At 61.5% G+C, this 26,769-nt stretch carries 24 protein-coding genes; 10 read left to right on the top strand and 14 right to left on the bottom strand.

The window, feature by feature from the left end:
* The first annotated feature begins 97 nt into the window (after positions 1-97).
* Positions 98-1,309 (top strand): MFS transporter, encoded by a 1,212-nt coding sequence (locus tag BUE92_RS04985; RefSeq protein ID WP_073522268.1) that lies wholly within the window; start codon positions 98-100, stop codon positions 1,307-1,309.
* Positions 1,310-1,439: 130 nt separating this feature from the next.
* On the opposite strand, the gene iolG is transcribed toward BUE92_RS04985, so the two are convergent.
* Both iolG and BUE92_RS04975 read right to left on the bottom strand, forming a co-directional pair.
* Positions 1,440-2,444: an inositol 2-dehydrogenase gene (gene iolG, locus BUE92_RS04980; protein WP_073522266.1), complete on the bottom strand. Its 1,005-nt coding sequence runs from the start codon at positions 2,442-2,444 to the stop codon at positions 1,440-1,442.
* 43 nt (positions 2,445-2,487) lie between these two features.
* The gene (locus tag BUE92_RS04975) at positions 2,488-3,513 is read right to left on the bottom strand and encodes a LacI family DNA-binding transcriptional regulator (protein WP_073522264.1); all 1,026 of its coding nucleotides are present in this window, start codon (positions 3,511-3,513) and stop codon (positions 2,488-2,490) included.
* Positions 3,514-3,637: 124 nt separating this feature from the next.
* Here BUE92_RS04975 and BUE92_RS04970 point away from each other — a divergent pair, with 124 nt between their 5' ends.
* Genes BUE92_RS04970 through BUE92_RS04960 form a run of 3 tightly spaced genes read left to right on the top strand, consistent with a single transcriptional unit; the run spans position 3,638 to position 6,573 of the window.
* Positions 3,638-4,483, top strand: a complete 846-nt coding sequence (locus BUE92_RS04970; RefSeq protein WP_073522262.1) for an SDR family oxidoreductase — start codon at positions 3,638-3,640, stop codon at positions 4,481-4,483.
* Complete coding sequence (locus BUE92_RS04965; protein WP_073522260.1) at positions 4,483-5,607, top strand: phytanoyl-CoA dioxygenase family protein; 1,125 nt, start codon at positions 4,483-4,485, stop codon at positions 5,605-5,607. Before BUE92_RS04970 ends, BUE92_RS04965 begins: the two co-directional genes overlap by 1 nt.
* Before the next feature lie 42 nt (positions 5,608-5,649).
* Positions 5,650-6,573, top strand: a complete 924-nt coding sequence (locus tag BUE92_RS04960) for a sugar ABC transporter substrate-binding protein (protein WP_073522259.1) — start codon at positions 5,650-5,652, stop codon at positions 6,571-6,573.
* A gap of 51 nt (positions 6,574-6,624) precedes the next feature.
* Here BUE92_RS04960 and BUE92_RS04955 read toward each other — a convergent pair whose 3' ends face one another.
* Positions 6,625-6,939: a DUF2834 domain-containing protein gene (locus BUE92_RS04955; RefSeq protein WP_073522258.1), complete on the bottom strand. Its 315-nt coding sequence runs from the start codon at positions 6,937-6,939 to the stop codon at positions 6,625-6,627.
* 191 nt (positions 6,940-7,130) lie between these two features.
* Between BUE92_RS04955 and BUE92_RS04950 the strand changes: the two genes are divergently transcribed.
* Entirely contained in the window at positions 7,131-8,840 is a 1,710-nt protein-coding gene (locus tag BUE92_RS04950) for an amidase (protein ID WP_073522257.1), read from the top strand.
* Between the two features lie 569 nt (positions 8,841-9,409).
* Here the strand turns inward: BUE92_RS04950 and BUE92_RS04935 are convergent.
* On the bottom strand, positions 9,410-10,735 hold the full coding sequence (locus BUE92_RS04935) for an aminotransferase-like domain-containing protein (protein WP_073522255.1): 1,326 nt from the start codon (positions 10,733-10,735) through the stop codon (positions 9,410-9,412).
* A gap of 87 nt (positions 10,736-10,822) precedes the next feature.
* On the opposite strand from BUE92_RS04935, the gene BUE92_RS04930 reads away from it, so the two are divergent.
* The 3 genes from BUE92_RS04930 to yghX are packed head-to-tail and all read left to right on the top strand — an operon-like array spanning position 10,823 to position 13,192.
* Positions 10,823-11,713: a DMT family transporter gene (locus tag BUE92_RS04930; RefSeq protein ID WP_073522254.1), complete on the top strand. Its 891-nt coding sequence runs from the start codon at positions 10,823-10,825 to the stop codon at positions 11,711-11,713.
* 52 nt (positions 11,714-11,765) lie between these two features.
* Positions 11,766-12,260 carry a PaaI family thioesterase gene (locus tag BUE92_RS04925; RefSeq protein WP_073522251.1) on the top strand — a complete coding sequence of 165 codons (495 nt, stop codon included), beginning with the start codon at positions 11,766-11,768 and terminating at the stop codon, positions 12,258-12,260.
* Positions 12,261-12,304: 44 nt separating this feature from the next.
* Positions 12,305-13,192 carry a YghX family hydrolase gene (gene yghX, locus BUE92_RS04920; protein WP_073522249.1) on the top strand — a complete coding sequence of 296 codons (888 nt, stop codon included), beginning with the start codon at positions 12,305-12,307 and terminating at the stop codon, positions 13,190-13,192.
* Positions 13,193-13,299: 107 nt separating this feature from the next.
* Here yghX and BUE92_RS04915 read toward each other — a convergent pair whose 3' ends face one another.
* Complete coding sequence (locus tag BUE92_RS04915; RefSeq protein ID WP_073522247.1) at positions 13,300-14,172, bottom strand: LysR family transcriptional regulator; 873 nt, start codon at positions 14,170-14,172, stop codon at positions 13,300-13,302.
* A gap of 129 nt (positions 14,173-14,301) precedes the next feature.
* Between BUE92_RS04915 and ampC the strand changes: the two genes are divergently transcribed.
* On the top strand, positions 14,302-15,444 hold the full coding sequence (gene ampC / locus BUE92_RS04910) for a class C beta-lactamase (RefSeq protein ID WP_073522246.1): 1,143 nt from the start codon (positions 14,302-14,304) through the stop codon (positions 15,442-15,444).
* A gap of 78 nt (positions 15,445-15,522) precedes the next feature.
* Here the strand turns inward: ampC and BUE92_RS04905 are convergent, their stop codons facing one another.
* Positions 15,523-16,470: a polyprenyl synthetase family protein gene (locus tag BUE92_RS04905; RefSeq protein ID WP_073522244.1), complete on the bottom strand. Its 948-nt coding sequence runs from the start codon at positions 16,468-16,470 to the stop codon at positions 15,523-15,525.
* Between the two features lie 490 nt (positions 16,471-16,960).
* Between BUE92_RS04905 and BUE92_RS04900 the strand changes: the two genes are divergently transcribed.
* Complete coding sequence (locus BUE92_RS04900) at positions 16,961-17,827, top strand: terpene synthase family protein (protein ID WP_256673936.1); 867 nt, start codon at positions 16,961-16,963, stop codon at positions 17,825-17,827.
* A gap of 13 nt (positions 17,828-17,840) precedes the next feature.
* Here BUE92_RS04900 and dctM read toward each other — a convergent pair whose 3' ends face one another.
* The 8 genes from dctM to BUE92_RS04860 all read right to left on the bottom strand — a co-directional run bounded on the left by dctM (position 17,841) and on the right by BUE92_RS04860 (position 26,540).
* Entirely contained in the window at positions 17,841-19,121 is a 1,281-nt protein-coding gene (dctM, locus tag BUE92_RS04895; protein WP_057012696.1) for a C4-dicarboxylate TRAP transporter large permease protein DctM, read from the bottom strand.
* Positions 19,121-19,753, bottom strand: a complete 633-nt coding sequence (locus BUE92_RS04890; RefSeq protein WP_073522241.1) for a TRAP transporter small permease — start codon at positions 19,751-19,753, stop codon at positions 19,121-19,123. Before BUE92_RS04890 ends, dctM begins: the two co-directional genes overlap by 1 nt.
* Positions 19,754-19,927: 174 nt before the next feature.
* Positions 19,928-20,911: a TRAP transporter substrate-binding protein gene (locus BUE92_RS04885; protein WP_073522239.1), complete on the bottom strand. Its 984-nt coding sequence runs from the start codon at positions 20,909-20,911 to the stop codon at positions 19,928-19,930.
* 221 nt (positions 20,912-21,132) lie between these two features.
* Complete coding sequence (locus tag BUE92_RS04880; protein ID WP_073522236.1) at positions 21,133-21,951, bottom strand: HpcH/HpaI aldolase/citrate lyase family protein; 819 nt, start codon at positions 21,949-21,951, stop codon at positions 21,133-21,135.
* A 14-nt stretch (positions 21,952-21,965) separates the two neighbouring features.
* Positions 21,966-23,159, bottom strand: coding sequence for a CaiB/BaiF CoA transferase family protein (locus BUE92_RS04875; protein WP_073522235.1), 1,194 nt, complete (start codon positions 23,157-23,159; stop codon positions 21,966-21,968).
* Between the two features lie 10 nt (positions 23,160-23,169).
* Positions 23,170-24,519, bottom strand: coding sequence for an MmgE/PrpD family protein (locus BUE92_RS04870; RefSeq protein ID WP_073522233.1), 1,350 nt, complete (start codon positions 24,517-24,519; stop codon positions 23,170-23,172).
* Positions 24,520-24,529: 10 nt separating this feature from the next.
* A complete protein-coding gene (locus tag BUE92_RS04865) occupies positions 24,530-25,693 on the bottom strand; it encodes an acyl-CoA dehydrogenase family protein (protein WP_073522232.1) in 1,164 nt (387 codons plus the stop codon).
* Between the two features lie 28 nt (positions 25,694-25,721).
* Complete coding sequence (locus BUE92_RS04860) at positions 25,722-26,540, bottom strand: FAS1-like dehydratase domain-containing protein (protein WP_073522296.1); 819 nt, start codon at positions 26,538-26,540, stop codon at positions 25,722-25,724.
* Between the last annotated feature and the right edge of the window lie 229 nt (positions 26,541-26,769).

Here is a 26,769-nt window from a genome sequence, read left to right as displayed (position 1 = left end):
CTGAATCTAGCATAAACGCCGAGTTCAGATGGAGTGGCGGTTCACATCACCGCCGCCCGCCTCCACGCCTGTCAGCTGCCTTGTACGGAATGCCCGCATGTCCACACTCACAGCGTCACCCGCCGCACCTTCGACCAGCCCGCAAGTAAGCCCCTTAGTCATGCGCGTCCTGGGCGCCTGTGCCCTGGCGCATCTGATCAATGACTTGATCCAGGCTGTGCTGCCGTCGATCTACCCGATGCTCAAGGCCAACTACGGCCTGAGCTTCACCCAGGTCGGCCTGATCACCCTGACCTTCCAGTTGACCGCGTCTCTGCTGCAACCGTGGATCGGCTACCACACCGACCGCTACCCCAAACCCTGGCTATTGCCGGCGGGCATGGTGTGCACCTTGATCGGCATCTTGATGCTGGCCTTTGTCGGCAACTTCCCGGCGATATTGCTCGCGGCGGCGCTGGTGGGTGTGGGCTCGTCGACCTTCCACCCGGAAACGTCCCGCGTGGCCCGCCTGGCCTCCGGTGGGCGCTACGGCCTGGCGCAATCCACCTTCCAGGTCGGCGGCAACACCGGCAGCGCCTTCGGCCCGTTGCTGGCGGCGGCGATCATCATTCCCTACGGTCAAAGTCACATCGCCTGGTTCGGGCTGTTTGCGGTGTTCGCCATCCTGGTGCTCTACGGCTTGAGCCGCTGGTACCGCCACCACCTGAACCTGTTCAAGCTCAAGCAAGGCAGCCAGGCGACCCATGGCTTGTCCAAAGGCCGCGTGACCTTCGCCCTGGTGGTATTGGCCGTGCTGGTGTTCTCCAAATACTGGTACATGACCAGCCTGACCAGCTACTTCACCTTCTACCTGATCGAAAAATTCCAGCTGTCAGTAGCCAGCTCGCAGATGTACCTGTTCCTGTTCCTCGGCGCGGTTGCCGTGGGCACCTTCGCCGGCGGCCCGATCGGCGACAAGATCGGCCGCAAGAAAGTCATCTGGTTCTCCATCCTCGGCGCCGCACCGTTCACCCTGGCCCTGCCCTACGTCGACCTGTTCTGGACCGCCGTACTCAGCGTGGTCATCGGCTTTATCATCGCCTCGGCGTTCTCGGCCATCGTGGTGTTTGCCCAGGAATTGGTACCGGGCAATGTCGGCATGATCGCCGGGATATTCTTCGGCCTGATGTTCGGCTTCAGCGGGATCGGCGCAGCACTGCTCGGGATGCTCGCTGATCACCACGGCATCGAGTACGTGTACAAACTGTGCTCGTTCCTGCCGCTGGTGGGCATCCTGACGGTACTGCTGCCGTCGACCAAAGGCGTTTGATCGTAAGCCGTCATCACCTTCTGTAGGAGCGAGCTTGCTCGCGAAAAACTAACAAGCGCCGCGTTTATCCAGGAAGCACGCGTTATCGTTGACGTTTTTCGCAAGCAAGAACTAGGCGTCCCCCTCGCTCCTACAGGTCATGACTGACCTTCACACTGCGCCCGGTCCTCACTGACTCCAGCGCACAATCAGCCAGATGCAACGCATACAAACCATCGCGCATACTGGTGGGCAACTCGCGCCCCTCGTTCAGCGCATCGATGAACTGCGTCAGCTCATTGCGATATGCATCCGCGTAACGCTCAAGGAAAAAGTGCTGCAGCGGCTCCAGCGCTTCGGTGTGATCAGCACTCCAATGGCGCAAGGTGCTGGGCCGGTGATTGTCGGTCAGCAACACGCCGCTGGCGCCGGAAACCTCTACGCGCTGGTCGTAGCCATACACCGCGTGGCGGCAGCAGTTGATATGGCATTGTTTGCCCGAAGCGGTGCGTAGCAAGACCATGACGCTGTCGTAGTCGTCGATCTGCTCCAGGGTCGGGTCCACCAGGCGGCTGGCGAAGGCGCTGACTTCCACGGGTTCCTCGCCGAGCAAATGGCGAGCAGTGTCAAAGTCATGGATGGTCATGTCGCGCAGGATCCCTCCGGAGTGTTCCAGGTAGTCACGCGGTGCCAGGCCAGGGTCGCGACTGGTGATGATTACCTGGCGCACGGCACCGATCTGGCCCGCATCCAGCGCCTGGCGCAGGCGCAGCATGTCGGGGTCGAAGCGCCGGTTGAAGCCAAGCATTACCTTGCCGCCCTGGCGCTCCACGGTTTGCGCCGCGCTGCGCGCCTTGGCGATATCCAGGTCGATGGGTTTTTCGCAGAGGACCGCCTTGCCCTGGGCCACCGCAGCCAGCAACAGATCGACATGGGTGTCGGTGGGCGTGCCGATCACCACCGCGTCGATGTCCTTGCGGCTCAGCACGGCGGCGCAGTCATACGCGGCCTCGCATCCCAACTGAGTGCTCAAGGCATCGACACCTGCGCGCCAGGGGTCGGCCACCAGCACCAGCGTGGCATTAGGATGGGCGGCAACGTTGGCGGCGTGGATCTTGGCGATGCGCCCGGCACCTAGAACGGCGATACGTAGCATGGTCGAACTCCTGGATTGTTATTGGATAGGGTGTTTCAGCACTTCAGTCCGGCAGGTTGAACGGCGTGACGATCTGCACCTGTGACGGCGCAATCGGCCCGGCCTTCCATAGCCGGTGGTATTGCAGGATGTGCAGGAATACGTGGCGGGCATCGATCTGCAGGTTGTGATCAATGATCGCCGCGACTTTTTCTTCGCGCAGCAGTTGGCGGTTTTCTTCGTCAAGGTCGTGGCCGATGAATACCTCCAATGAACGGTCTTGCGCGGCAAACGCGTCGACAATTGCACGGTTGCCACCGCCGACGCTGTACACCGCCTTCAGCCCGGGGTGCTGGTGCAAGGCTTGGGTCACTCGTTCAAAGGTGCGCTCATACACGCCGTAGCCGCCGCTGATATCCAGTACCCGCAGGTGCTCGGCGCGGCCACGCAGCCAGGCGCGAAAACCCATCTCGCGCTCTTCTTCGCCGCGGAACAATTCGCTGCCAATCACCACCGCCACGTCCTGAGGATCGGTCGGCAGCCAGCGCGACATCAGGTAGGCAGCGGTCTGGCCGGCTGTGCGATTGTCCATGCCCACATAGCCGATGCGCTCGCTTTGGGGCAGGTCGGTGACCAAGGTCACCACCGGAATGCCGGCCGCAATCAGTTGCTTGACGGCCAGGTTCACCGCCGGCTCATCCGCAGCCTTGAGCACCACACCCTGGCTGCCCGTGTCGAGGCAGCGCAGCAGTTGGTCGTGCATGGCCTGGGGCTCGATCTCCTCGAACAGGTGAAAACGTGGCGCGATGCGAAACGGGGCCAGGCTGGCCAATTGGCCAACGATCGCCGCCTGCACCGCCGCGCTGAAACGCTGGGGCGTGTGCATGATCACGTCCACATGGAAGGTGCGCCCCACGGCCAAGCCATTTTTCTCCTGGGATTCCAACTCCTCCAACGCCTGCTCGATACGCCGCCGGGTCTGGGCGTGCACGCTGCCACGCTGGTGCAGCACGCGGTCCACCGTGGCCTTGCTGACGCCAGCCTGGGTGGCGAGTTGCTTGATGGAAAAGTGTTTTGCACGTTCGAGCATGGGTTTCGCCTGAGGTTTTTTTGAGGTCTTTTTTGGGCGTTACTGAGGTTTTGCAATGCTAGTCTCAGTTGTGTCCGGCGTCGAGCCGGGCCAGCAAAACAACAAAAATTCCAGGAGAACCCTAATGCCCCACACCGATCTTGCGACCTCGTTCAGCGGCCAATACTTTGTCGTGACCGGCAGCACCCAGGGCCTCGGCGCGGCGGTGGCCCATACCTTGGCTCGCCGGGGTGCGGCCGGGCTGATTATTTGCGGGCGTCGCCGTGCCGAGGGCGAAGCGCAGGTGCGGCTGCTGGCACAGCTGGATTGCCAGGCATTTTTTGTCGAGGCCGACCTTGAAAAGGTCGAGGACTGCCGCGCAATCATCGAAGCGGCGCGCGTCCATTTCGGTACCTTGCACGGCTTGGTGAACTGCGCCGGCATGTCCGACCGTGGCACCATTCTCGACACCTCGCCGGAGCTGTTCGAGCGCTTGTTTGCGGTGAATGTGCGGGCGCCGTTTTTCCTGATGCAGGAAGCACTGAAGCTGATGATCAGCAACAGTGTGGAGGGTGCGGTAGTCAATATCCAGAGCGTTACCGGCCATGGTGGACAGTCGTTCTTGAGTGCCTATGCGGCGTCCAAGGGCGCGCTGGCGATCCTGACCAAGAACGTCGCATTCAGTGCCTTGCGCAACCGCATCCGCGTGAATGGCCTGAATATCGGCTGGATGGACACGCCCCACGAGGATCAGATCCAGCGCCAGTACCACGGTGCCCAGGACGGCTGGCTGGCCGACGCCGAGCGCGCCCAACCGTTTGGGCGCCTGCTCAAGCCCGAAGAGGTGGCGCGCAGCGTGGCATTTCTGCTGTCCGCTGAGTCGGGAATGATGAGCGGCGCAGTGATCGATCTGGAACAAGGTGTGGTCGGCTGCACCGACAGCAGCACTCCGCAACCTCACCAGGCCCTGAGCCTGCCAGGAGGTGCGTGATGTCGGCTTTCGTGACCGGCGAGGCGGTGCGCCTGGCCGACTTCAGCCGGATCTGTGCACAGCGCACCCACGCCAGCGACTACCCGCTGTGCCTTGAGGTACAAGGCAATGTACCGATCTATCAAGCCCACACCTTGCGCAACAGCGACCGCCTGGTCGTCATGAACGAACTGCATCACCTGTTCCGTGACGGGCCCGGCGTCATGGTGGTGCGCCAAGCCTATGAAGACCTGGAAGTGGTGGACCGCCACAGCCAGGTCTTCGACGCGATCTTTGCCCATGAAGCCGCCCAAGGCGTGGCCGCCGATCACTTTGCCAAGGCTGGCAGCAATGGCAGGATCTGGAACGCGCTGCAGAAGGCGGCCCTACAGTCCCCCGAGTCCTTTGCCGAGTACTACGCCAACCCGCTGCTGGGGTTGATCGCCGAAGCCTGGTTGGGGCCGGGCTTTCAAGTCACGGCGCAAGTCAATGTGGTGCATCCAGGTGGCCAGGCGCAGCAGCCGCACCGTGACTATCACCTGGGTTTCCAGACCAACGATGTGGTCGAACGTTTTCCGCTGCCGCTGCATGCGCTGTCCCAACATCTGACGTTGCAAGGTGCTATCGCACACTCGGATATGCCGCTGGAAACCGGCCCCACCCAACTGCTGCCCTTTTCCCAGCAGTACGCCTTGGGGTACCTGGCGTGGCGTCGTACGGAGTTTATCGATTACTTCCAGCACCACGCGGTGCAATTGCCGCTGAACAAGGGCGACTTGCTGTTCTTCAACCCGGCGCTGTTCCATGCCGCTGGCACCAACCGCACGGCCGACCGCCAGCGCATGGCCAACCTGCTGCAAATATCCTCGGCATTCGGCAAGCCAATGGAAGCCATCGACCGCGACCGCATGATGCTGGCGGTGTACCCGGTGCTGCTCGCCAACCCCAACCTGGATGCCCAAGCCGTGGTCGCCTGTACCGCAGACGGGTATTCCTTCCCCACCAACCTCGACACCGACCCACCCTTGCAGGGCCTGGCCCCGCAAACCGGGCAACAGCTGATGCTGCAAGCCCTCGACGAACGCTGGCCGTGCTCGGACTTCGCCGCCGCCGTGGCGCAGCTGCGGGCCAAACGCCAAGCGTGAAACGCCCTGCTTTGACAACAACAAAAACAACGGAGCACAACCATGAAGAAGCAACTCCTTGCAGCACTGTTAGTCCTGGCGTTCAGCCCTTGGGCGCTGGCCGATATTCGCATCGGCGTGAGCATCGCCCAGGTGGACGACGTATTCCTCGCACAAATGCGCGACTACATGGCCGCCCACGCCAGGGAACTGCCCGACGTCACCCTGCAATTCGAAGACGCCCAGGGCGATGTGGTGCGCCAACTCAACCAGGTGCAAAACTTCACCGCCCAAGGCATGGACGCGATTATCGTCAACGCGGTGGACACGGCCGCCACCCAGAAGATGACGCTCAATGCCCAGCAGGCCAAGATCCCGCTGGTGTACGTCAACCGCCGCCCCGAGTTCAATGAGGTGCCAGCGGGCGTGGGCTATGTCGGCTCGGACGAGATCAAGGCCGGCGAAATCCAGATGCGCTACCTGGCCGAGAAAATGGGCGGCAAGGGCAACCTGGCGATCATGCTCGGGCTGCTGTCCAACAACGCCACCCATAACCGCACGTTGGGGGTGAAGACCGTGCTCAAGGACTACCCCGACATCAAGATCGTCGAGGAGCAAAGCGCCGAATGGCAACGCGGCAAGGCGATTGACTTGATGAACAACTGGATCGTATCCGGGCGCAAAATCGATGCCGTGGCGGCGAATGCCGATGAAATGGCGATCGGCGCATCCATGGCTATCAGCCAGGCGGGCATGCAACCGGGCAAGGACATCCTGGTGGCCGGCAGCGACGGCGGCGCAGCCGGATTGGACGCGGTCAAAAAAGGCCAGTTGCTGGTCACGGTGTACCAGGACAACAAGGGCCAGGCAGTGGGCTCCATCGACCTGGCGGTGAAGATGGTCAAGCAGCAGCCGTACACGGCGGAGCTGACCATTCCTTATCAGCAGATCACCAAGGACAATTACCAGGCGTTCCTCAATCCCTGACAGGCCGCGCGCTACTCGTGGCAAGGGAGCTTGGGCCCTTGCCACACACACTTAATTGAGTGTTCGACGGAAAAATCCATTCACCACGATGTAAAGCAACGGCCCTACCGACACAAACACTGCGGTCAGTAAAAAATACGGCAACACAGAGGCCAGCGAGCGCCCTCGCCCACGGGCATCCCGGTACATCCACACACACGCCAGCACCGCCATCAGATACAGGTCAATCACCACCTGCGCCGTATCTGGCCTGGACATCAGTTCCCATCCAAATGCCAGCAGTGATTGTTCGGCCGTGAGCATGGTCGCCACGGTATAGACGGTAAATCCCAGCAAGGCAGCCAGGGCGATATAAGGTTTTTGCATGGTCTCTTCCTTGAAGTGCAACGTTAATCAGCGCGGCCACCTTAGCGACAAGAGGCTGCCGCTCGCAATCCTGCTGACGTCTTTCTCGAGATGTCCTGCGCGCCGCCTACGCGAAGTATGCCGCGCTGGTTTTGTGAAATATCTGTACGTAGACTGCCGCCATACCCCCACTTGAAGGCGGCGAAAAAAACGTGATGCAAGTTACTGAAGTCTCCATTGCCCAATTGCGCGCTGCGCTTGAAGCCGGCCAGACCACGGCGGTTGAACTGGTGCAGGCGTACCTGGCGCGGATCGATGCCTACGATGGCCCGCAGACGGCCACTGCGCTGAACGCCGTGGTGGTACGCAATCCCGAAGCGCTCAAAGAAGCCCAGGCGTCCGATGCACGCCGCGCCAAGGGGCAAACCCTGGGGCCGCTGGATGGCATTCCTTACACCGCCAAGGACAGTTACCTGGTCAAGGGGTTGACGGCTGCATCCGGCAGCCCGGCGTTTGCCAAGCTGGTGGCCCAGCGCGATGCCTTCACCATTGAGCGTCTGCGTGCCGGCGGCGCCATCTGCCTGGGCAAGACCAACATGCCGCCGATGGCCAATGGCGGTATGCAGCGTGGCGTGTACGGTCGCGCCGAAAGCCCCTACAACGCCCACTACCTCACCGCGCCGTTTGCGTCGGGTTCCTCCAACGGTGCCGGTACCGCCACCGCCGCCAGCTTTGCCGCGTTCGGGCTGGCTGAAGAAACCTGGTCCAGCGGTCGCGGCCCGGCCTCCAATAATGGCTTGTGTGCCTACACGCCGTCCCGTGGCGTGATTTCGGTGCGCGGCAACTGGCCGCTGACCCCGACCATGGACGTGGTGGTGCCCTATGCGCGCACCATGGCCGACCTGCTGGAAGTGCTCGACGTCGTGGTGGCCGAAGACCCGGACACACGTGGTGATCTGTGGCGCCTGCAACCCTGGGTGCCGATCCCCAGCGTCACCTCTGTGCGCCCGGCGTCCTACGCGGCCCTGGCAGTCAACAGCGAAAGCCTGGCCGGCAAGCGCTTTGGCGTGCCGCGCATGTACATCAACGCCGACCCGGATGCTGGCACCAGCGAAAAACCCGGTATCGGCGGCCCAACCGGGCAAAAGATCCACACCCGCGCTACGGTGATCGAACTGTGGCAAGCCGCACGCCAGGCACTGGAAACCGCCGGTGCCGAAGTGATCGAAGTGGATTTCCCGTTGGTGTCCAACTGCGAAGGCGATCGCCCCGGCGCGCCGACGGTGTTTACCCGTGGCCTGGTTTCCAAGGAGTTCCTCCACGACGAGCTGTGGGAACTGTCTGCATGGGCTTTCGATGACTTCCTGCGCGCCAACGGCGACCCGAACCTGAACCGTCTGACCGATGTGGACGGGCCGAAGATCTTCCCCCACGACCCCGGCACCCTGCCCAACCGTGAAGACGACCTGGCCGCTGGCATGGACGAATACGTACGCATGGCCCAACGCGGCATCACGCCATGGGACCAGATCGGCACCGTACCCGATGGCCTGCGCGGCCTGGAGCGAACCCGACGGCTGGACCTGGAAGACTGGATGGACACCCTTGGGCTCGACGCCGTGCTGTTCCCCACCGTGGCCGACGTAGGCCCGGCCGATGCCGATGTAAACGAAGCGTCTGCCGACATCGCCTGGAGCAACGGCGTGTGGGTCGCCAACGGCAACCTCGCCATCCGCCACCTGGGCGTGCCCACCGTCACCGTGCCAATGGGCGTGATGGCGGACATCGGCATGCCGGTGGGGCTGACCTTCGCCGGGCGTGCCTATGACGATTCGGCGCTGTTGCGCTTTGCCTCGGCGTTCGAAGCCACCGGCAGCAAACGGATGATCCCACCGCGTACGCCGCCGCTGGCAGCCAGCTGAACGCAGTCAACCTGTGGGAGCTGGCTTGCCTGCGATGGCGGCCGTTCAATCGACAGAGATGTCGAATGTGCCGCCCACAGGTAACCACGATGCGAAGCGAGCCGCTTTTGATCTTGCTCTTGATCTGCTTTTGATCTCAGGCGCCCCGTTAAACCACGCTGGCCGAACGCAGGCTTGAATTCGTGGGTAACCCGGCAGGACGCCGGGTTAGCCGCCCCGCGCCATGGATGGCGCGTGGCGGCGGCCCACGGATTCAAGCCTGCGTTCGGGCACACCGAGCCTAAGCGAGGTGCCGAGTGGTGGGGCAAGAGCCCTTTGGTTACTTTGGGGCTTTTCCAAAGTGACCCGCCGTCAGGGCGGAACCCTAAGAGGCCGTTACCGCAGGAATGGATATGTACTAGGTATAACTGTGTTGACTGTGAGGCCGTCTTCGCGAGCAAGCCCGCTCCCACAGTTGGTCGCGGGGCGTCAGGTAGATAGGGCATAGGCTGTCAGGCCGCTATCGCAGGCAAGCCAGCTCCCACAACATTTTGCCCGTATTTCAAATCAAGCCCTGGCTGGGTCTTCGCTCACCACGCCACCACCTTGCGCACCTTCACCAGCGCCTCGCGCAACGCCGCCATGGGCACCGAACCCAGGGCCAGGCGCAGCGCGTGGGGCACCTGGGCCGAGACCGCGAACGGTTCGGCGGTCGAAACCGAGATGCCTGCGCGCTGCAAAGTCATGGCGACTTGATCGGCGCGGGCGTCTTCCGCCAACGGCAGCCATAGAAAATAGGAGGACGGGTGGCTGATCGTCTTCACACCAGTCAGCACCTGTGCCGCCAACGCCTGGCGAGCCTGGGCATCCGCGCGCTTTTGCGCCTCCAGTTGCGCCACCGTACCGTCCTCGAGCCAGCCCACCGCAATCGCACTCATCACCCCCGGCACGTTCCAGGTGGTGGCCATGATCGTGCGTTCCAAGCCGCTTACCCAAGCCATAGGCGCAGCGATAAAGCCCACGCGCAAACCGGTGGCGACACTCTTGGACAGCCCGCCGATGTACACCGTGCGCTCCGGGGCGAGCGTCGCCAAGGGTGGCGGCGCTTCCTGGGCGAGAAACGCATAGGCGCCATCCTCGATGATCATCAGGTTGTGCTGCCGGGCGATTGCCACCAAGCGCTCGCGCTGCGCCAGGCTCATCACCCAGCCCAATGGGTTATGCAGGGTCGGCATGCTGTACACCGCTCGCACCGGGCGCTGACGACACAGGCTGTGCAGGTGGTCGAGGTCCGGGCCGCTGGCGGTGACTGGGATGGCGACCAGTTCCAGGTGCAGGGTTTCGGCCAGTACCTTGAAACCCGAATAGGTCAATGCATCCACCGCGACCACATCCCCAGGCTTGAGCAAGGTCATCATGCTCACCGCCAGGCCATGCTGGGCACCGCTGACCACCAGCACCTGCTCGGCTTGCACCGTCAGCCCTCGGTTCAACAAGTGCCGGGCCACGGCGGCGCGTTCGTGCACACGCCCGGCATGGGGCTGGTAACGCAGCAACGCCTCCAGGTCGCCAGACAGGGCGAGTTGGCGCAACGCCGTGCGCAGCAGCTCGGCCTGACCCGGCAAAGACGGGTAGTTGAAATTCAGGTCCAGCAACCCCGCCGCAACCGTCATCTGCCCACTGCCCTGCCCCGGTGGCAAGGCAATTTCACGCACGAAGGTGCCGCGCCCGGTTTCGCCACTGACCAGGCCCATGGCTTCCAGCTCGCTGTACACCCGGCTGGCGGTGACCAAGGCCAGGCCGTGCTCAGCGGCCAATTGCCGATGGGTAGGCAACCGCGTGCCGGGCTGCAATTGGCCGCTGCGGATGGCCTCGGCGAAGGTATCGACCAACGACTTGTAGCGAGCACGGGGCATAGGGATGTATCCATGACAATTTTTTGATTGTCTTAATCTTCAATCCTAGGATGCCCAGCACGCAACTGCCTTTTCAGGACGCCCTCCATGGAACGCACTTCTCCCCTCGGCACTCTGGACAGCAGCACCCAGGGTTGGATCAACGGTTTTATCGGCGTGGTGATTTTCAGCGGCTCGCTGCCAGCCACGCGCTTGGCAGTCATGGAATTCGACCCGGTGTTCCTGACCATGGTCCGCGCCACCCTCGCTGCGCTACTGGGGTTGTTCCTGCTGGGGTTATTCAAGGAAAAACGCCCCACGCGCCAGCAATGGGCACCGCTGGTAATCGTCGCGCTTGGCGTGGTGATCGGCTTTCCACTGCTGACGGCCCTGGCCCTGCAGCACGTGACCTCGGCCCACTCCATCGTCTTTATCGGCCTGCTGCCACTGGCTACGGCGGTGTTCGGCGTGCTGCGCGGCGGTGAGCGTCCGAGGCCGGTGTTCTGGTTGTTTTCGATCCTGGGCAGCCTGTTGGTGATGGGATATGCCGTTGCCCAAGGCTTGAGCGCCGCACCCGCCGGCGATGTGTTGATGCTGTTGGCGGTGCTGGTGTGCGGCCTGGGGTATGCCGAAGGCGCCAAGCTGTCGCGCAGCCTGGGCGGCTGGCAGGTGATCTGCTGGGCGCTGGTGATGTCGCTGCCGGTGGTGGCGCCCTTGAGCCTGTTGCTGGCACCTTCCACCCTCAGCGGTATCAGCCTGCCGGCGTGGTTGAGCCTGGGCTATGTGGCATTGTTCAGCATGTTGATCGGCTTTGTGTTCTGGTACCGCGGCCTGGCCCAGGGCGGTATTGCTGCGGTCGGCCAGTTGCAGTTGCTGCAACCGTTCTTCGGCCTGGCGCTGGCGGCGGGTTTGCTGCATGAGCAGGTCAGCCTGGGCATGGTACTGGTGACAGTTGCGGTGATTGCCTGCGTGGCCGGGGCGAAGAAGTTTGCTCGCTAACCCCTGGCCTGCTAAATAGAAGCGTCGCCCCCAAAAACAACAAGGACTCCGCATGCACAGCGCTTCTCTCCAGGACACCACGGCGCCGGAAGGCATCTGCTACGGCTGCGGCAGCAGCAACCCCCATGGCCTGCACATCAAGAGCCGCTGGGATGACGATGGTGTGCACGTCATTGCCGAACATCAACCCGAGGCTAAATACAGCGGCTGGCCAGACCTGGTCTACGGTGGCCTGATCGCCATGCTGGTAGACTGCCATTCCAACTGGACCGCCATGGCCTACCACTACCGCGCCGAACAGCGTGAGCCCGGCAGCCTGCCGCGCATCGATTGCGTCACCGGCAACCTGGGGATCAAATTCATCAAGCCCACGCCCATGGGTGTGCCCCTGGTGCTGCGGGCTCGGGTCGAAGGCGAAGTCGGACGTAAAAGCCGCGTGGTCTGCGAGGTGTATGCAGGTAGCGTGCTCACCGCCATCGGCGACTCGGTGTTCGTGCGCGTCGACACCGGGCAACTGGCCGCTGCCGCCCATGGCCGCGAGGTTTGATCCTGGTCTACAGTGACGGCAACCGCTAATCGAGGACTGCACCGATGACTCGTCTCACCGCGAAAGACTTTGCTCCCGAACTGCTGGAACTCTACGACGGCTATGCCCACGGCAAGATCAACCGCCGCGAATTTCTCGACCGCGCCGCGCTGTTCACCCTCGGTGGCCTCACCGCTTCAGCATTGCTCGCGGCCCTGAGCCCCAATTACGCCCTGGCCGAACAGGTGAAATTCACCGACCCGGACATCGTCGCCGACTACATCACCTACCCCTCGCCCAAAGGCAACGGCACCGTACGCGGCTACCTGGTACGCCCAGCCAAGGCCGCAGGCAAGCTGCCCGCCGTGGTGGTGGTGCATGAAAACCGGGGCCTGAACCCCTATATCGAAGACGTCGCCCGACGCCTGGCCAAGGCCGGCTTTATCGCCTTGGCCCCGGACGGCCTGACCTCGCTGGGCGGCTACCCTGGCAATGATGAAAAAGGCGTGGCGCTGCAGCAGACCGTCGACCCGACCAAACTGATGAACGACTTCTTCGCCGCCATCGAATGGCTGATGCACCACGACAGCAGCACGGGCAAAGTCGGCATCACCGGGTTCTGTTATGGCGGTGGCGTGACCAATGCAGCGGCGGTGGCCTACCCGGAACTGGGCGCGGCAGTGTCGTTCTACGGGCGCCAACCCGACGCCAAGGACGTGCCACGCATCAAGGCGCCGATCATGTTGCATTTCGGTGAACTGGATACGCGCATCAATGACGGCTGGCCGGCGTATGAACAGGCATTGAAGGCCGCGGGGACGAGGTATGAGGCGTTTATCTACAAGGGCGCCAACCACGGTTTCCATAATGATTCGACACCGCGCTATGACGAAGCAGCGGCCAACCTTGCCTGGGAACGCACCCTGGGATGGTTCCGCCAATACCTGGTGTAGGAGCGAGCTTGCTCGCGAAAAACGACAACGATAACGCGGGCTTCCTGGATAGACGCGGCGCCTGGGAGTTTTTCGCGAGCAAGCTCGCGCCTACATAAATGGGGGCGTTATCCAACACTCGCCTGCAACCACCCTTTGAACGCCAACATCGCGGACGTCTCAGCCCGCGACTGCAAGCGCGTCAACCAATAGCTGCCGGTGGTGATCCCCACCTCGAACGGCTGGCGGATCACATCGTTCTCCAATTGCCGTGAAAACATCAGGGCTGGCGCCAGTGCTACGCCAGTCCCTTGCAGCGCGGCCTCCATCATCGCCAGCGAGGAGTCGAACACCACGCTGCGAGGCATCCGTATATCGCTGGGCAAACCGGCGGCCTGGAACCACAGGTTCCACTCATCGGCACGGTAGGAACGCAGCAAGGTGTGCTTCAGCACGTCAGCCGGGCTGCGCAGTTGTTCGGCAATCTGCGGCACGCACAACACCGTCAACGGCGCCTCAAGCAAGGGGCAGGCATCGGTGCCGTGCCACGCGCCGGCGCCAAAGCGAATGGCATAATCCAGGCCCTCGGCGGCGACATCCACGCGGTTGTTGTGGGTGGACAAGCGCAAGTCGATCAACGGGTAGCGGCTGTGAAAAACCGCCAGGCGTGGCAACAACCAGCCCACCGCAAAGGTACCGACCGCCCCCACCGTCAGGACTTCACGGTAATGGCCGCCTTCAAACTGATCCAGGGTCAGGGCAATACGGTCGAAGGCGTCACGCAGCACGGGCAGCAGGGATTCGCCTTCGCTGGTGAGCATCAAGCCCCGTGGCAGGCGCTTGAACAGCGTGACGTTGAGTTGCGCTTCGAGACTTTTGACCTGATGACTGACCGCCGCCTGGGTCACGCACAGCTCAATGGCCGCACGGGTAAAGCTCAAATGGCGCGCCGACGCTTCGAAGGCGCGCAACGCATTGAGCGGCAGGTGGGAACGCAACATGGCTTGACCCAAATTTTTCTAATGGCAGGTGCGAGATATCATCGTTTGCCGACGCCCGGAAATCCACCTACATTTGCCACGCCTGCGCAGGCTCCGATCGTCATTGCCCTATTTACATGGAAGCGAACCATGAAACACACCCTGAAAAAATATGCGGTTTCAGCCTTGTTGCTCGGCGCCGGCAGCTGCATGGCCGCCACCGATATGCGCCAGGTCGTGGACAGCCACGTCACCCCTCTGATGAAACAGCAAGGCATCCCGGGCCTGACGGTCGCGGTCGTCCAACACGGCAAGGTGCAATACTTTAACTACGGCGTCGCCGCCAAAGACACTCAGGCACCCGTCACCGAAAACACCCTGTTCGAAATCGGCTCAGTGAGCAAAACCTTCAACGCCACCCTCGGCGGGTATGCCCAGGCCATCGGCAAGCTCAAGCTGTCGGACATGACCAGCCAACATCTGCCCGTCCTGGCTGGCAGCGCGTTCGATCGCATCAGCCTGCTGCAACTGGCCACTTACACCGCCGGCGGCCTGACGCTGCAGTTTCCGGATGCCGCCGACAGTGCAACCACCATGATGGATTACTTCCAGCATTGGAAACCCACTTATGCGCCGGGGGAACAACGCCTTTACTCCAACCCCAGCATTGGCCTGTTCGGTTACGTGACCGCAAAAAAACTGGGCCAGCCGTACGCCGTCGCCATGGAAAAAAACCTGCTGCCCAAACTGGGCTTGAGCAACACCTATATCCGCGTGCCCGCCGACAAGGCCGGCCAATACGCCCAGGGCTATGACAGCCAGCAGAAACCGGTACGCGTCACCCCCGGCGCCCTGGACAGCGAAGCCTACGGCCTCAAGAGCAGCAGCCAGGACCTGGCCCGCTACGTGATCGCGAACATGCAACCGCAAACCCTGGAACAACCGGTGCAACAGGCCATTGCCACCACTCACGCCGGCTACTACACCGTCAACGGCATGACCCAGGGCCTGGGCTGGGAACGCTACCCCTACCCCATCAGCCTGCAAGCGTTGCTGGACGGCAACTCCACACCGATGGCGATGGAGCCGCACAAGGTCACCTGGCTCAAATCCGCCCAGCCGCAGCCTGCCAATGTGCTGTACAACAAAACCGGGTCAACCGTCGGCTTTGGCGCCTATGTGGCGTATGTGCCGAGCAAGGACATGGGTGTAGTGATCCTGGCGAACCGGAACTACCCGAATGCCGAACGGGTAAAGTTGGCTTATGAAATTTTGAGCACGATGAATCAATAAACCACGAAAGAGTCTCCGACTGTCGCGGCCACCCCTGACCGCGACGTTCAGTTGCTGGTGCGATACACAGGATGGGGGTTATCTGAGTACCGTTGCGTAATAATTGTCATCGGGCTCAGGTTGGAAATGAATGTTGCGTAAAAAACCCTCCAATGCGTGAATGCTGACAACGCTGTTTCGCCGCTTTATAGCGTCTACAAAGCGCAATAGCTGCCCATAGGTTTCCTCCATCAACGCCAGGGCAGCGTCAAATACGCCCGCGTCTCCATAACCTCGAATAATCTGTTTTTTTTGATCTGACGTGAGCGCGCCCTTGACCAGGGCCTTGCCTGCCAAGATCATCAGGAAAGACTTTGGCCCTCCCTCCAAATCCATGGCGAATCCTTTTTTTTCAAAGTGCGGAATATGATTGATATCGCAATAGTCGTTGACGTAACGATAATAGATGCCCATCAACAGCAGCATCCGTTCAAGCAAAACATAGGTCTGCACTTCCAACGGTTTCAGACATTGGCAAGCCTTTAACAGGAACACAAAAAAGCAGCCGGTATTAGCCTGTGCGATACAGCCATAGTCTTCCAAGGTGGGCAATGTGTCACCTGCACTTGCTTTGGCGTCGAGGTATTGCCCAACATGCAGATGCTCAAGGCTTTCTATACCAGCCCGCACAACATCCAAGTCATTGAGCTTAGCCAGGACCTGAAGACCTTCCAGGTAACCATACATCCCCGACACCAGAGCAACCTCTGTACCGTATTGCTTCCACACCGTTGGAACACCACGGCGCGTCGCATCACCGTCAAGTAAATCGTCATGAATCAGAGAGGAAAGATTCATCTTTTCGATAGCAGTACAGAGGATGTGGGTCTGCACACAAGGTAAGCCGTACAACGTCGAGAGCGCCCACATCAGTTCTGTTCTTACGGCTTTCCCAGGGGAGCGCTCTTGATAAGCAAAAGGCTCAGACCACTGGTCCCTGGCGTTTAAGTACCAGGTATCATCGAATGACGAGCAGAAAGGGTTCATCCTATAGACCTCGTTGCTGACCGCGTGAGCGCCTCAACACTCACTGCCTTCTACGTTCTCCACGCGTAAAAGACCTTCAACCATCCGCAGGCCACTACTTTACGTGATCAACATCAACATAATGGAAAGGTTACCCGTTTTTCAGATAGGCACAAGGACACAACATTTTACGGCGCGCAATAACACCGTTTATTTATTCATAAGGCGCAGCACATCGATTCCAAAACCCTATTGAAAGCGCACCAGACGCTACAACACTCAGTGCTATAACTTGTCTTGCATACTTATCGACGCACGCTAACGTTACAGGTTACATCGTATGTCAGCACGATCAGGCTCACGGGGAAAAACCTCACCCTCTTCACCACGACTTGATGTCCAACAGCCCATCGACCCCTTTCATTTACCCCGATGGCTTGAGACGGCGACTTATCCTTTGAGCCCCTTTGCGGAACAGGCTCAGCAGCACACACGCCGATGGCTCAAGAATATGGGGCTGGAACAAACATCCCGCGCAACCCATCAATTGGACATCTACATTCCCGGTCTGTATGCCGGTTATATGTGGAGTGACGCGCCACTTGAGTTATTACTCATTCTGTCTGATCTGGTGGGGTGGTTCAGTTGCCAGGACGATCTCGCCGACGAAGACTGCAATGACCCCGAAGCCCTCGAACGCCTGATTCGAGGTGTCTACGCAAGAGCGTTCACACGCGCCAGCACACCCAGAGAACCGTTGGCCAGCGCACTCACAGATATCATGCGCCGCGCGTCACGCTTGATGCCCTCGCTCTGGCACCAGCGAGTTGCCGAGCAATACTTAACCTACCTGGTTCCCTGCACCACCGCGTTGATGCATCGCCTTAATCACACACAGCCGGGGGTGGAGGGTTATGAGTCTCTCTGGCAAAACGCAGGCGGCTTTCAAGTCTGCCTGGAATTCACCTACCTGGTGCAAAACATTCATTTATCGTCCTCGCTTTACTACAGCCAACCTTGGCAGGAACTGCGAAGCCTGGCCATGAATCTCTTCAAGGCAGTCAACGATTTGTTGTCTTTTCAAATCATGGAAAACCCTGATGAAGACATCTACAACCTACTCACCCACCTAAGGCACACCCAAGGCCATTCGGCGCTGCAGGCCGCTGCCCAAGTGTCACACCGCATAGAACAATGGGCGAAAGCGTTTGCAGTGGCGCAAGCCCGGTTGCCCCAGCGCCTGGACGCGTTGGGCTATGACCTGCGTACTCAAGAGCAGGCCATGATGTGTGCTCAAGCCTTGCATAACCAATGGCGCGGCAACATTGCCTGGCATCTGGCCGTGCCGCGCTATCGGGAATTGCGCTTTAAGGGGTAGTAACCCGCTGCGCTTACATCCCCAGCCACTGCGGCAGCGCGAGGGAAATGAACGGCAAGTACGTCACCATGATCAGGAACACCAACAGAATCATCAGCCACGGCATCGCCGCGCGAATGGTTTGCCCCAGGGTCAGCCCCGTCACCGCCGAGGTCACGAACAGGTTCAACCCCACCGGCGGGTGCACCAGGCCGATTTCCATGTTCACCACCATCACGATCCCCAGGTGAATCGGGTCAATCCCGAGTTTCATCGCAATCGGGAAAAAGATCGGCGCCAGGATCAGCACAATGGCCGAAGGCTCCATAAAGCTGCCGGCGATCAGCAGCACCACGTTGACCATGATCAAGAAACCAATCGGCGTCAGCCCTTCCGAGATCACCCACGCGGTGATTTCCTGGGGGATCTGCTCAGTGGTCAGCACGTGGGCAAACAGCATGGCGTTGGCGATGATGAACATCAGCATGATCGACAGCCGGCCCGACTCCAGCAACACCTTGGGGCAGTCGCGCAGCTTCATGTCCTTGTAGACGAACAGCGCGACAAATGCCGAATACACGGCTGCCACTGCCGCCGCTTCGGTCGGGGTGAACATGCCGCTGTAAATACCGCCGAGGATAATCACCAGCAGCAACAGGCCCCAGAACGCCCGGCGTGCGCAACTCAGCCACTCACGGAACGTCGCCCGGGGTTGCGCCGGCAGTTTCTTGATGCGGGCGACGATGTAGATCGCAATCATCAACATCAGGCCGAGCAGCAAGCCCGGAATCACCCCAGCCATGAACAACTTGCCCACTGAGGTTTCGGTCGCCGCCGAATACACCACCATCACGATCGACGGCGGAATCAGAATGCCCAAGGTCCCGGCATTGCAGATGATGCCCGCACCAAATTCCTTCGGGTAACCGGAACGCACCATGCCCGCTACGGCAATCGAACCCACTGCTGCCACCGTGGCCGGTGACGAGCCGGACAGCGCCGCAAACAGCATGCACGCCAGCACCGCGGCAATCGCCAGGCCACCGCGGATATGCCCGACACAGGCATTGGCAAAGTCGATCAGCCGCTGGGCCACGCCGCCGGTGGTCATGAAGGCACCGGACAACAGGAAGAACGGAATCGCCAGGAAGGTGTAGGCATCGCTGGTTTCAAACAGCTTGATCGCCAGGGAACTCACCGAGTCCTGGCTGAACATCAAAATCGACACCGCACCGGACAGCCCCAGGGCAATCGCAATCGGCACGCCCAGGAACATGAACACGAACAACAGCAGAAACAGACAGAGCACGGCCATCAGTGACGCTCCTCATGGCTACCGGCCAACTTGCTGGCCTCACCGGCCTCGTCGGCCAACCCCAACCCGACCTGGCGGTGGGTAAAGATGCGGTAGAAAATTTCCAGGTAGCGGATCAACACCAACGCAAAGCCAACGGGCACGATCACCACGATGTCGCCGACATCGATGCCGAACTGGTCGAGGTCTTCGGCACCGATATGCGCGGCCATCACCGCACTCACCCACTTGTAGCTGGCCACCATGAACAGCCCGGCATAGGCCAGGCAGCACAGGCACGCGAGCATGCCAAGCAGGCGCTGCACCGGGCGCCGGGTCAACCTGACCAGCGCGTCCACGCCCAGGTGGCCAGCGGTGCGCACGCCGTAGGAAATGCCGAAGAAAATCAACCAGCCGAACATGGCCTTGGTCAGCGCCACACTCCAGGTCATCTCTTGGGCCCAGGCCATGGTGCCGTCGCCCAGGGCATTGAAGAAGGGGCTGCTCCAGACCCATTTGTCGGCCAGGGCAAAGAACAGGGTGTAGACGTTGTTGAGCATGACGTAGACGAATGTCACCAGGGTCATGGCGGCCAGCAGGAAAGCGATAAAGCCCTCCTCCAGGTGCTCCCAGACGCGCCTTAGCGTTTGCATGGCAAAACCTCGCGAAAAAGAGATGGGTTGTGCAAGGCTCAGGGTGAAAACCGGTTCGAAATGTGGGAGCGGGCTTGCTCGCGAATACAGTCTGTCAGTTGATAACACTGGTGACTGACCCACCGCTTTCGCGAGCAAGCCCGCTCCCACATTGGATCTCGGTATGCCCCGGGATTACTGGTTGGATGCGTCCGCTGCCTTGATCAGGTCAGCCCCAATCTCGCCTTCGAACTTTTGCCACACCGGGCGCATGGCTTCGCGCCACAGCGCACGTTGCTCGGGGGTCAGTTCGATGATTTCGCTGGTCTTGGCGTCGATGATCTTCTGCTTGGCCGACTGGTTCAGCGCTTCGGCCTGCTTGTTCACCTCCACGGTGACCTCGGCCATGATCTGCTCCAGGGTGCTGCGCACATCCGGCGCCAGGCCGTTCCAGAATGTCGCGTTAGTGATCACCATGTAGTCGATCAGGCCATGGTTGGACTCGGTGAAGTACTTCTGCACTTCGTTGACCTTCTGGCTTTCATAGTTCGACCAGGTGTTCTCGGTGCCATTCACGGTGCCGGTCTGCAGGCCCTGGTAGACCTCGGCAAAACTCATCTTGCGTGGGTTGGCGCGGATCGCCTTGAACTGTTCTTCGAGCACACTGGAAGCTTGCACGCGAAACTTCAGCCCACGGGCGTCCTTGGGTTCATGCAGGGCCTTGTTGGCAGAGAGTTGTTTGAGGCCGTTGTGCCAATAGGCCAGGCCGAGGATGTTTTTATCCTGCATCGAGGTCAGCAATTGCTTGCCCTGGGCCGCCTGGAAACGGTCCACGGCGGCCAGGTCGTTGAACAGGAACGGCAAGTCGTAGATCTGCACTTGCTTGGTGTAGTGCTCGAATTTGGCCAGGGACGGCGCCAGCATCTGCACATCGCCCAGCAGCAATGCTTCCATTTCCTTGCCATCGCCAAACAGCGACGAGTTCGGGTACACCTCGACCTTGACCTTGCCAGGCAGGCGCTCTTCAGCAAGTTTTTTGAACAGCAGCGCGCCCTGGCCTTTAGGGGTGTTTTCGGCAACCACGTGGGCGAACTTGATCACAATCGGGTCTGCCGCCTGGGCCAGGCCAGCGGTAAACAAGGTGGCGGCGCACAGCAGCGCCCGGGAAAGCTTGAGCATGGGAATCACCTTCTTATTGTTGTGTTTAAGGCAAGGTGCCTGATGTAACGCGTGTCGTGAATTTCGAATTTTAGATACCTGCGTTCGGCCTGGCCGAACGCGGGCCTATTAAGCGCTGATGTTCCAATGTGGGAGCGGGCTTGCTCGCGAATGCGGTGGGTCAGTCAACGAATTCGGCGCCTGGCATACCGCATTCGCGAGCAAGCCCGCTCCCACAATTTTTATTCGGTTTCGCCAGTGAGCAGCCGTTGCGCGCGCAGCAACACCGGCGCATCCACCATCTGCCCATCAATCTGATAAGCCCCTGCCCCCTGGGCACCCGCCTCCACCACCCGCCTGGCCCAGGCCAGCTCTTCGGCGCTCGGCGCCAGCGCTGCATGGATCACCGCAACTTGCTTGGGGTGAATGCACAACGCCCCGGCAAAACCCATCTCATAGGCGTGCCGGATCGAACGGTGCAGGCCCTCGGGGTCGTCGATGGCCGGGTGTACGCCGTCCAGCGGCGCCGCCAGGCCAGCGGCGCGCGAATGCACGATCAGCGCCAGGCGCGCCTGGTCGAGGGCCAATTCGGCGGCGCGGGAGTGACTGCTCAGGTTCAGGTCCAGCGCCAGGTCCAAGCCACCGAACGACAGCCGCTCCACCTGGGGCGCCTGGGCAATCTGCGCCAATGCCAGCAAACCGCGTGCGCTTTCGATAATCGGCCAGATAACCTTGCCGGTTGCGGCCACCACCGCCACCTGGGCCGCGCTTTCGACCTTGGGCAGCAATACCCCGGCCACATTTGCATGGGCCTTGCAGAAGGCGACATCGGCAAAATGCTCGGCATGCTGGGGTGCGTTGATGCGCACCCACACCCGAGCTTCAGCATGGGCGCGCAGGAATGCATCCAGATTATCCCGGGCCTGACGCTTGAGCGGTTCTTCCACCGCGTCTTCAAAATCCACAATCACTGCGTCGGCGCCGCTGGCCAGGGCCTTGGCAAACCGCTCCGGGCGGCTGCCCGGCACAAACAGCGCAGAACGTACTAAAGGCTTTGGCATCACGTGATTCCTGATTAGATAACGCCGCGCTCGCGCAGACTGTTAATGGCCTCAATGGAGTAACCCAGCTGGTCGAGGATGCCTTGGCTGTGTTGCCCCAGCGCTGGCACGCCGTCCATGCGCGGGGTAAACGCAGCGTTACGGGCCGGTGGCAGCAGCGACGGCAACGGCCCCGCCGGGCTGTCGACGTCACGCCAGCTGTCGCGGGCCTTGAGCTGCGGGTGGTCCCACACGCCTTGCATGTCGTTGACCCGGGCACTGGCAATTTGCGCGTGCTCCAGGCGCTGGATCACCGCCTCGACGTCCAGTTGGGCAAAGCGCTCCACGATGATCTGGCGCAGCACCTCGCGGTTGGCCGAGCGCTTGAAGTTGGCGCTGAAGCGCTCGTCCGTGGCCAACGCCGGGGTGAGCAGCATTTTGTCGCAGAACGCCGCCCATTCGCGCTCGTTCTGCAAGCCGAGCATCACGGTGCCGCCGCCCCCGGTGGGAAACGGCCCGTAGGGGTAAATCGTCGAATGCGCGGCACCCGCACGCGGTGGCGGCGCCGCGCCGTCGAAGGCGTAGTACATCGGGTAGCCCATCCACTCCACCAGGCTTTCGAGCATGCTCACATCGATGCGACTGCCCTGGCCGGTTTTGCCGCGCAGCAGCAGCGCCGACAGAATGCCGCTGTAGGCGTACATCCCGGCGGAGATATCCGCGATGGAGCAACCGGCCTTGGCCATCTGCTCTTCACTTGGGCCACCGGTCACCGAGAGGAAGCCGCCTTCGCTCTGGATCAGCAGGTCGTAGGCTTTCTTTTTCTCGTAGGGCCCGCCTTCGCCGTAGCCGGAAATATCGCAGACAATCAGGCGTGGAAAGCGCGCGTGCAGCGTCTCGAACGATAAGCCCATGCGCGCCGCCGCGCCGGGGGCAAGGTTCTGCACCAGCACATCGGCATCGGCCAAAAGCGCATCCAGAATGGCGCCCGCCTCGTCCTGCTTGAGGTCCAGGGTCAGGCTTTCCTTGGAGCGGTTGGTCCAGACGAAATGCGACGCCAGGCCGCGCACCCGCTCGTCATAACCACGGGCGAAATCGCCGGTGCCGGGGCGCTCTACCTTGATGACCCGGGCACCGAGGTCGGCCAGTTGGCGGGTGCAAAATGGCGCGGCAATCGCGTGTTCCAGGCTGACGACGGTGATGCCGTCCAGCGGTCGTTGTTCAGTCATGACAATCCCCTCAAAGCCAATGGGCCATGGACGCGGTAGTGCGCAGGTTCCACACCTGCTCGATCAGGCCGTTGGCCTGGGCCGGGGTGCGGGCGCTGCTGAAGTGGGCCAGGCGCTGGAACTTATCCGCCAGTTCGGCGCGACTCAGGGTGTTGCCCGGGTCGCCTTTGGGCTCGTCAATGGCACCGTGCAGCGTGCGGCCGTCGGTGGTGGTGACCGTGACGCGGCCCAGCCAGCGTTGCGGGTAGGCGCCATCGACCTCGGGGTCCAGAGTCATGCTGACCTTGTCGCGAAACGCCGCGACCGCAGGATCGGTCAACGCCAGCTCATGGAATTCAGGCAAACCGGCTTTGCCATGCACAGCGATCAGCCCAAGCACGGTGCCCATGGAAAATTTGGCCTGGTGCACGGTGGTCGGCACCGTCACTCGGCCGAGTACGTCAATGGCGCCTTGGTGCACGTGGGTTTGCACCTGGGAGATCTGCGCAGCGCTCAAGCCTTCACGCTGCATCACGTCCAGCAGCGCATCAGCAGCAGGATGGGTGTGGCGACAGGAGGCGTGGAATTTGAACGAGGTTTCCACCAGCGCCCAACGGCTGCCCAGCTCGGCAGACAATTTGCCCGGTTGGGCATCACTGGACATACCTGCCGCCAAACCTTGGTCACCTTCAAGGATATTGCGCGCGCCGGTCAGCCCGTCGGCCGTAAGGTAAGCCGCCAGCAAGCCGTCCGCAGCAGCCTTGGCCGTGTGCAGTTGCTTGGAGTCGGCGGCATCGCGCAGAAACTCCCACAGCCCGGCAGCCTGGGTGCCGGCGCTGCCGAGCAGGTTGATGAATTGTTCTTCGTTGAAATCGAGCAACTTGCCCACCGCGACCGCCGCCGCCAGGGTGCCGACCGTGGCCGTGGTGTGGAAGATGCGGTAGTGGGAACGGCCCATGAACTCACCGATGCGAATCCCGGCCTCGTAGCCGGCCACCGAGGCCAGCAACAGTTCACGGCCGGACTTGCCGAGGTCCTGGGCAGCGGCCAACGCGGCGGGAAACACCACGGTGGCCGGGTGCAGCACGGAACTGTTGTGCAGGTCATCCTGCTCCACCAGATGTGAGGAAGCGGCGTTGACCAGTGCGGCGAAATACGCGCTGGTGCCGGTGCCGTTGACGATCACCTGGGCCGGGCCGCTGCTCGGGCCCATCTTCTGCGCGTAGCGTTCAAACAAGGGGATCGGGTGCGCGCCCTGGCTGGCCAATGCCGACGCGAGCCAATCCAGGTACAGCTCTTCGGTGCGCGCCAGCACGGGCTCGGGCAATTGTGAGTACGTCAGCTCGGCCAGGAACCGGCACAGGGCTTGGGTAGGGCTCATGCTCAGGCCCTCAAAAGCTGCGTGGCAATTCGAGCAAATGCTCGGCCACGTAGGACAGGATCAGGTTGGTGGAGATCGGCGCTACCTGGTACAGGCGGGTCTCGCGGAATTTGCGCTCCACGTCGTACTCGCAGGCAAACCCGAAGCCGCCGTGGGTTTGCAGGCAGGCGTTGGCCGCTTCCCAGGACGCCTTGGCCGCCAGGTACTTGGCCATGTTGGCACTGGCCCCGGCGTTCTTGCCGCTGTCGTATTCCTCACAGGCACGCCAGCGCATCAGGTCGGCTGCTTCGATTTCGATATGCGCCTCGGCAATCGGGAACTGCACGCCCTGGTTCTGCCCGATGGGCCGGCCAAACACCACGCGGTCGCGGGCATAGGCACTGGCCTTTTCGATAAACCAGCGGCCGTCACCGATGCACTCGGCGGCAATCAGGGTGCGCTCGGCATTCAGGCCATCGAGGATGTATTTGAAGCCCTTGCCCTCCTCGCCGATCAGGCTGTCCAGGGGCAGCTCCAGGTTGTCGAAGAACAGCTCGTTGGTCTCGTGGTTGACCATATTGGCGATGGGCTGCACGGTCAGGCCGTTGCCGATGGCCTGGCGCAGGTCCACCAGGAAGATCGACATCCCTTCGGACTTTTTCTTTACTTCGGCCAAGGGCGTGGTGCGTGCCAGCAGGATCATCAGGTCGGAATGCTGCACCCGTGAGATCCAGACTTTCTGGCCGTTGATCACGTACTTGTCGCAACGCTTGATCGCCGTGGTCTTGATCTTGGTGGTGTCGGTGCCGGTAGTGGGTTCGGTGACGGCCATCGACTGCAGGCGCAACTCACCGCTGGCCAGCTTGGGCAAGTAGAAGCGTTTTTGCGCCTCGCTGCCGTGACGCAGCAGGGTGAACATGTTGTACATCTGGCCGTGCACGGTGCCCGAGTTGCCGCCGCAGCGGTTGACTTCCTCAAGGATCACCGAGGCTTCGGCCAGGCCCAGGCCGGAACCGCCGTACTCCTCGGGGATCATTGCCGACAGCCAGCCAGCGTCGGTCAGGGCCTTGACGAAGGCTTGCGGGAAGCCCTTTTCTTCGTCGATCTTGCGCCAGTAAGCGGCATCGAACTCGGCGCACAAGGCGCGCACGCCTTCGCGGATGGCATTGAGTTCTTCGTTGTCATGGGCATTCATCAAGGGCTCTCCGCCTGTTGTTATTGGGTTATTCGAAATGCACTTGGGCGGTCTGCGCCAGGCCTTCAGTGTTGCCAGCCCAGAGTTCTGCGACGCCGGTCGCGGTGATGCGCCCGCCGACCTCAAAAGGTTGTGGCGCAATCAGTGGGCGCACACCGCGATAGGCAAAGCGGCGCAGGGTCGCCTCAGGGTGCGCCCGGCAGAATGCACGCAGGTTCAAGGTGGCGATCAGCGGGCCATGCACCACCAGGCCGGCATAGCCTTCGGTGCCGGTGACATAGGGGTAGTCGTAGTGGATGCGGTGGCCGTTGAACGTGACGGCGCTGTAGCGGAACAACAGGGTCGGCGTCGGCTCGACGGCCTCTGTCCATTCGCCCCGGGCCAGCGCGTCGCCGCTGCCAGGCTTGGGTGGCGTGGGTTCGCGGTAGACGATGTCCTGTTCCTCGCGGATCGCCAGGCGCCCTTCCTGGGAATAGTCATGGCGCACGGTGACAAATAGCAGTGAACCGGTACGCCCGGTCTTTTCTTCGACCTGGGTGATGGTCGACACGCGCGTAGCCGCCTCGCCAGCCCGCAGTGGCTGCAGAAATTCAAGACGCCCACCGGCCCACATGCGATTGCGGTTATCGGCCGGCGGCAGGAACCCGCCGCGTGCCGGGTGGCCGTCGCTGCCCAGGGCCGATTCCGGCAACGGGTCCTGGAAAAAGCACCATTGCCACAACGCAGGCACCGCGTCGCCGTCGGCGGGCACGGCTTCACCGAACGTGGCGGCGATGCGCTTGAGCAGGTTATGGCTCAGGTGGTCGTGGGCGGTCTCACTTCGGCCGATCCAATCAGTGGCGCTCATCGGGTGCAGGTCCTCAGGCAGTGGGTGTCTGCCGTGGATCATGCAAGGGCCTGCCCGTTCTGAGAATTTGCATTTCAATAAACCAGCGTTCGGCTATGCTGAACGCCATTAATTGAAAAACACCGCATATCCCTGTGGGAGCGGGCTTGCTCGCGAAAGCGGTGGATCAGCCAATGTATTCGGTGACTGACACTCCGCTTTCGCGAGCAAGCCCGCTCCCACATTTGGA

It is taken from the genome of Pseudomonas fluorescens (assembly GCF_001902145.1).
GTDB classification, from domain to species: Bacteria; Pseudomonadota; Gammaproteobacteria; order Pseudomonadales; family Pseudomonadaceae; genus Aquipseudomonas; species Aquipseudomonas fluorescens_BV.
This window is presented reverse-complemented; position numbering and strand designations above follow the sequence as displayed.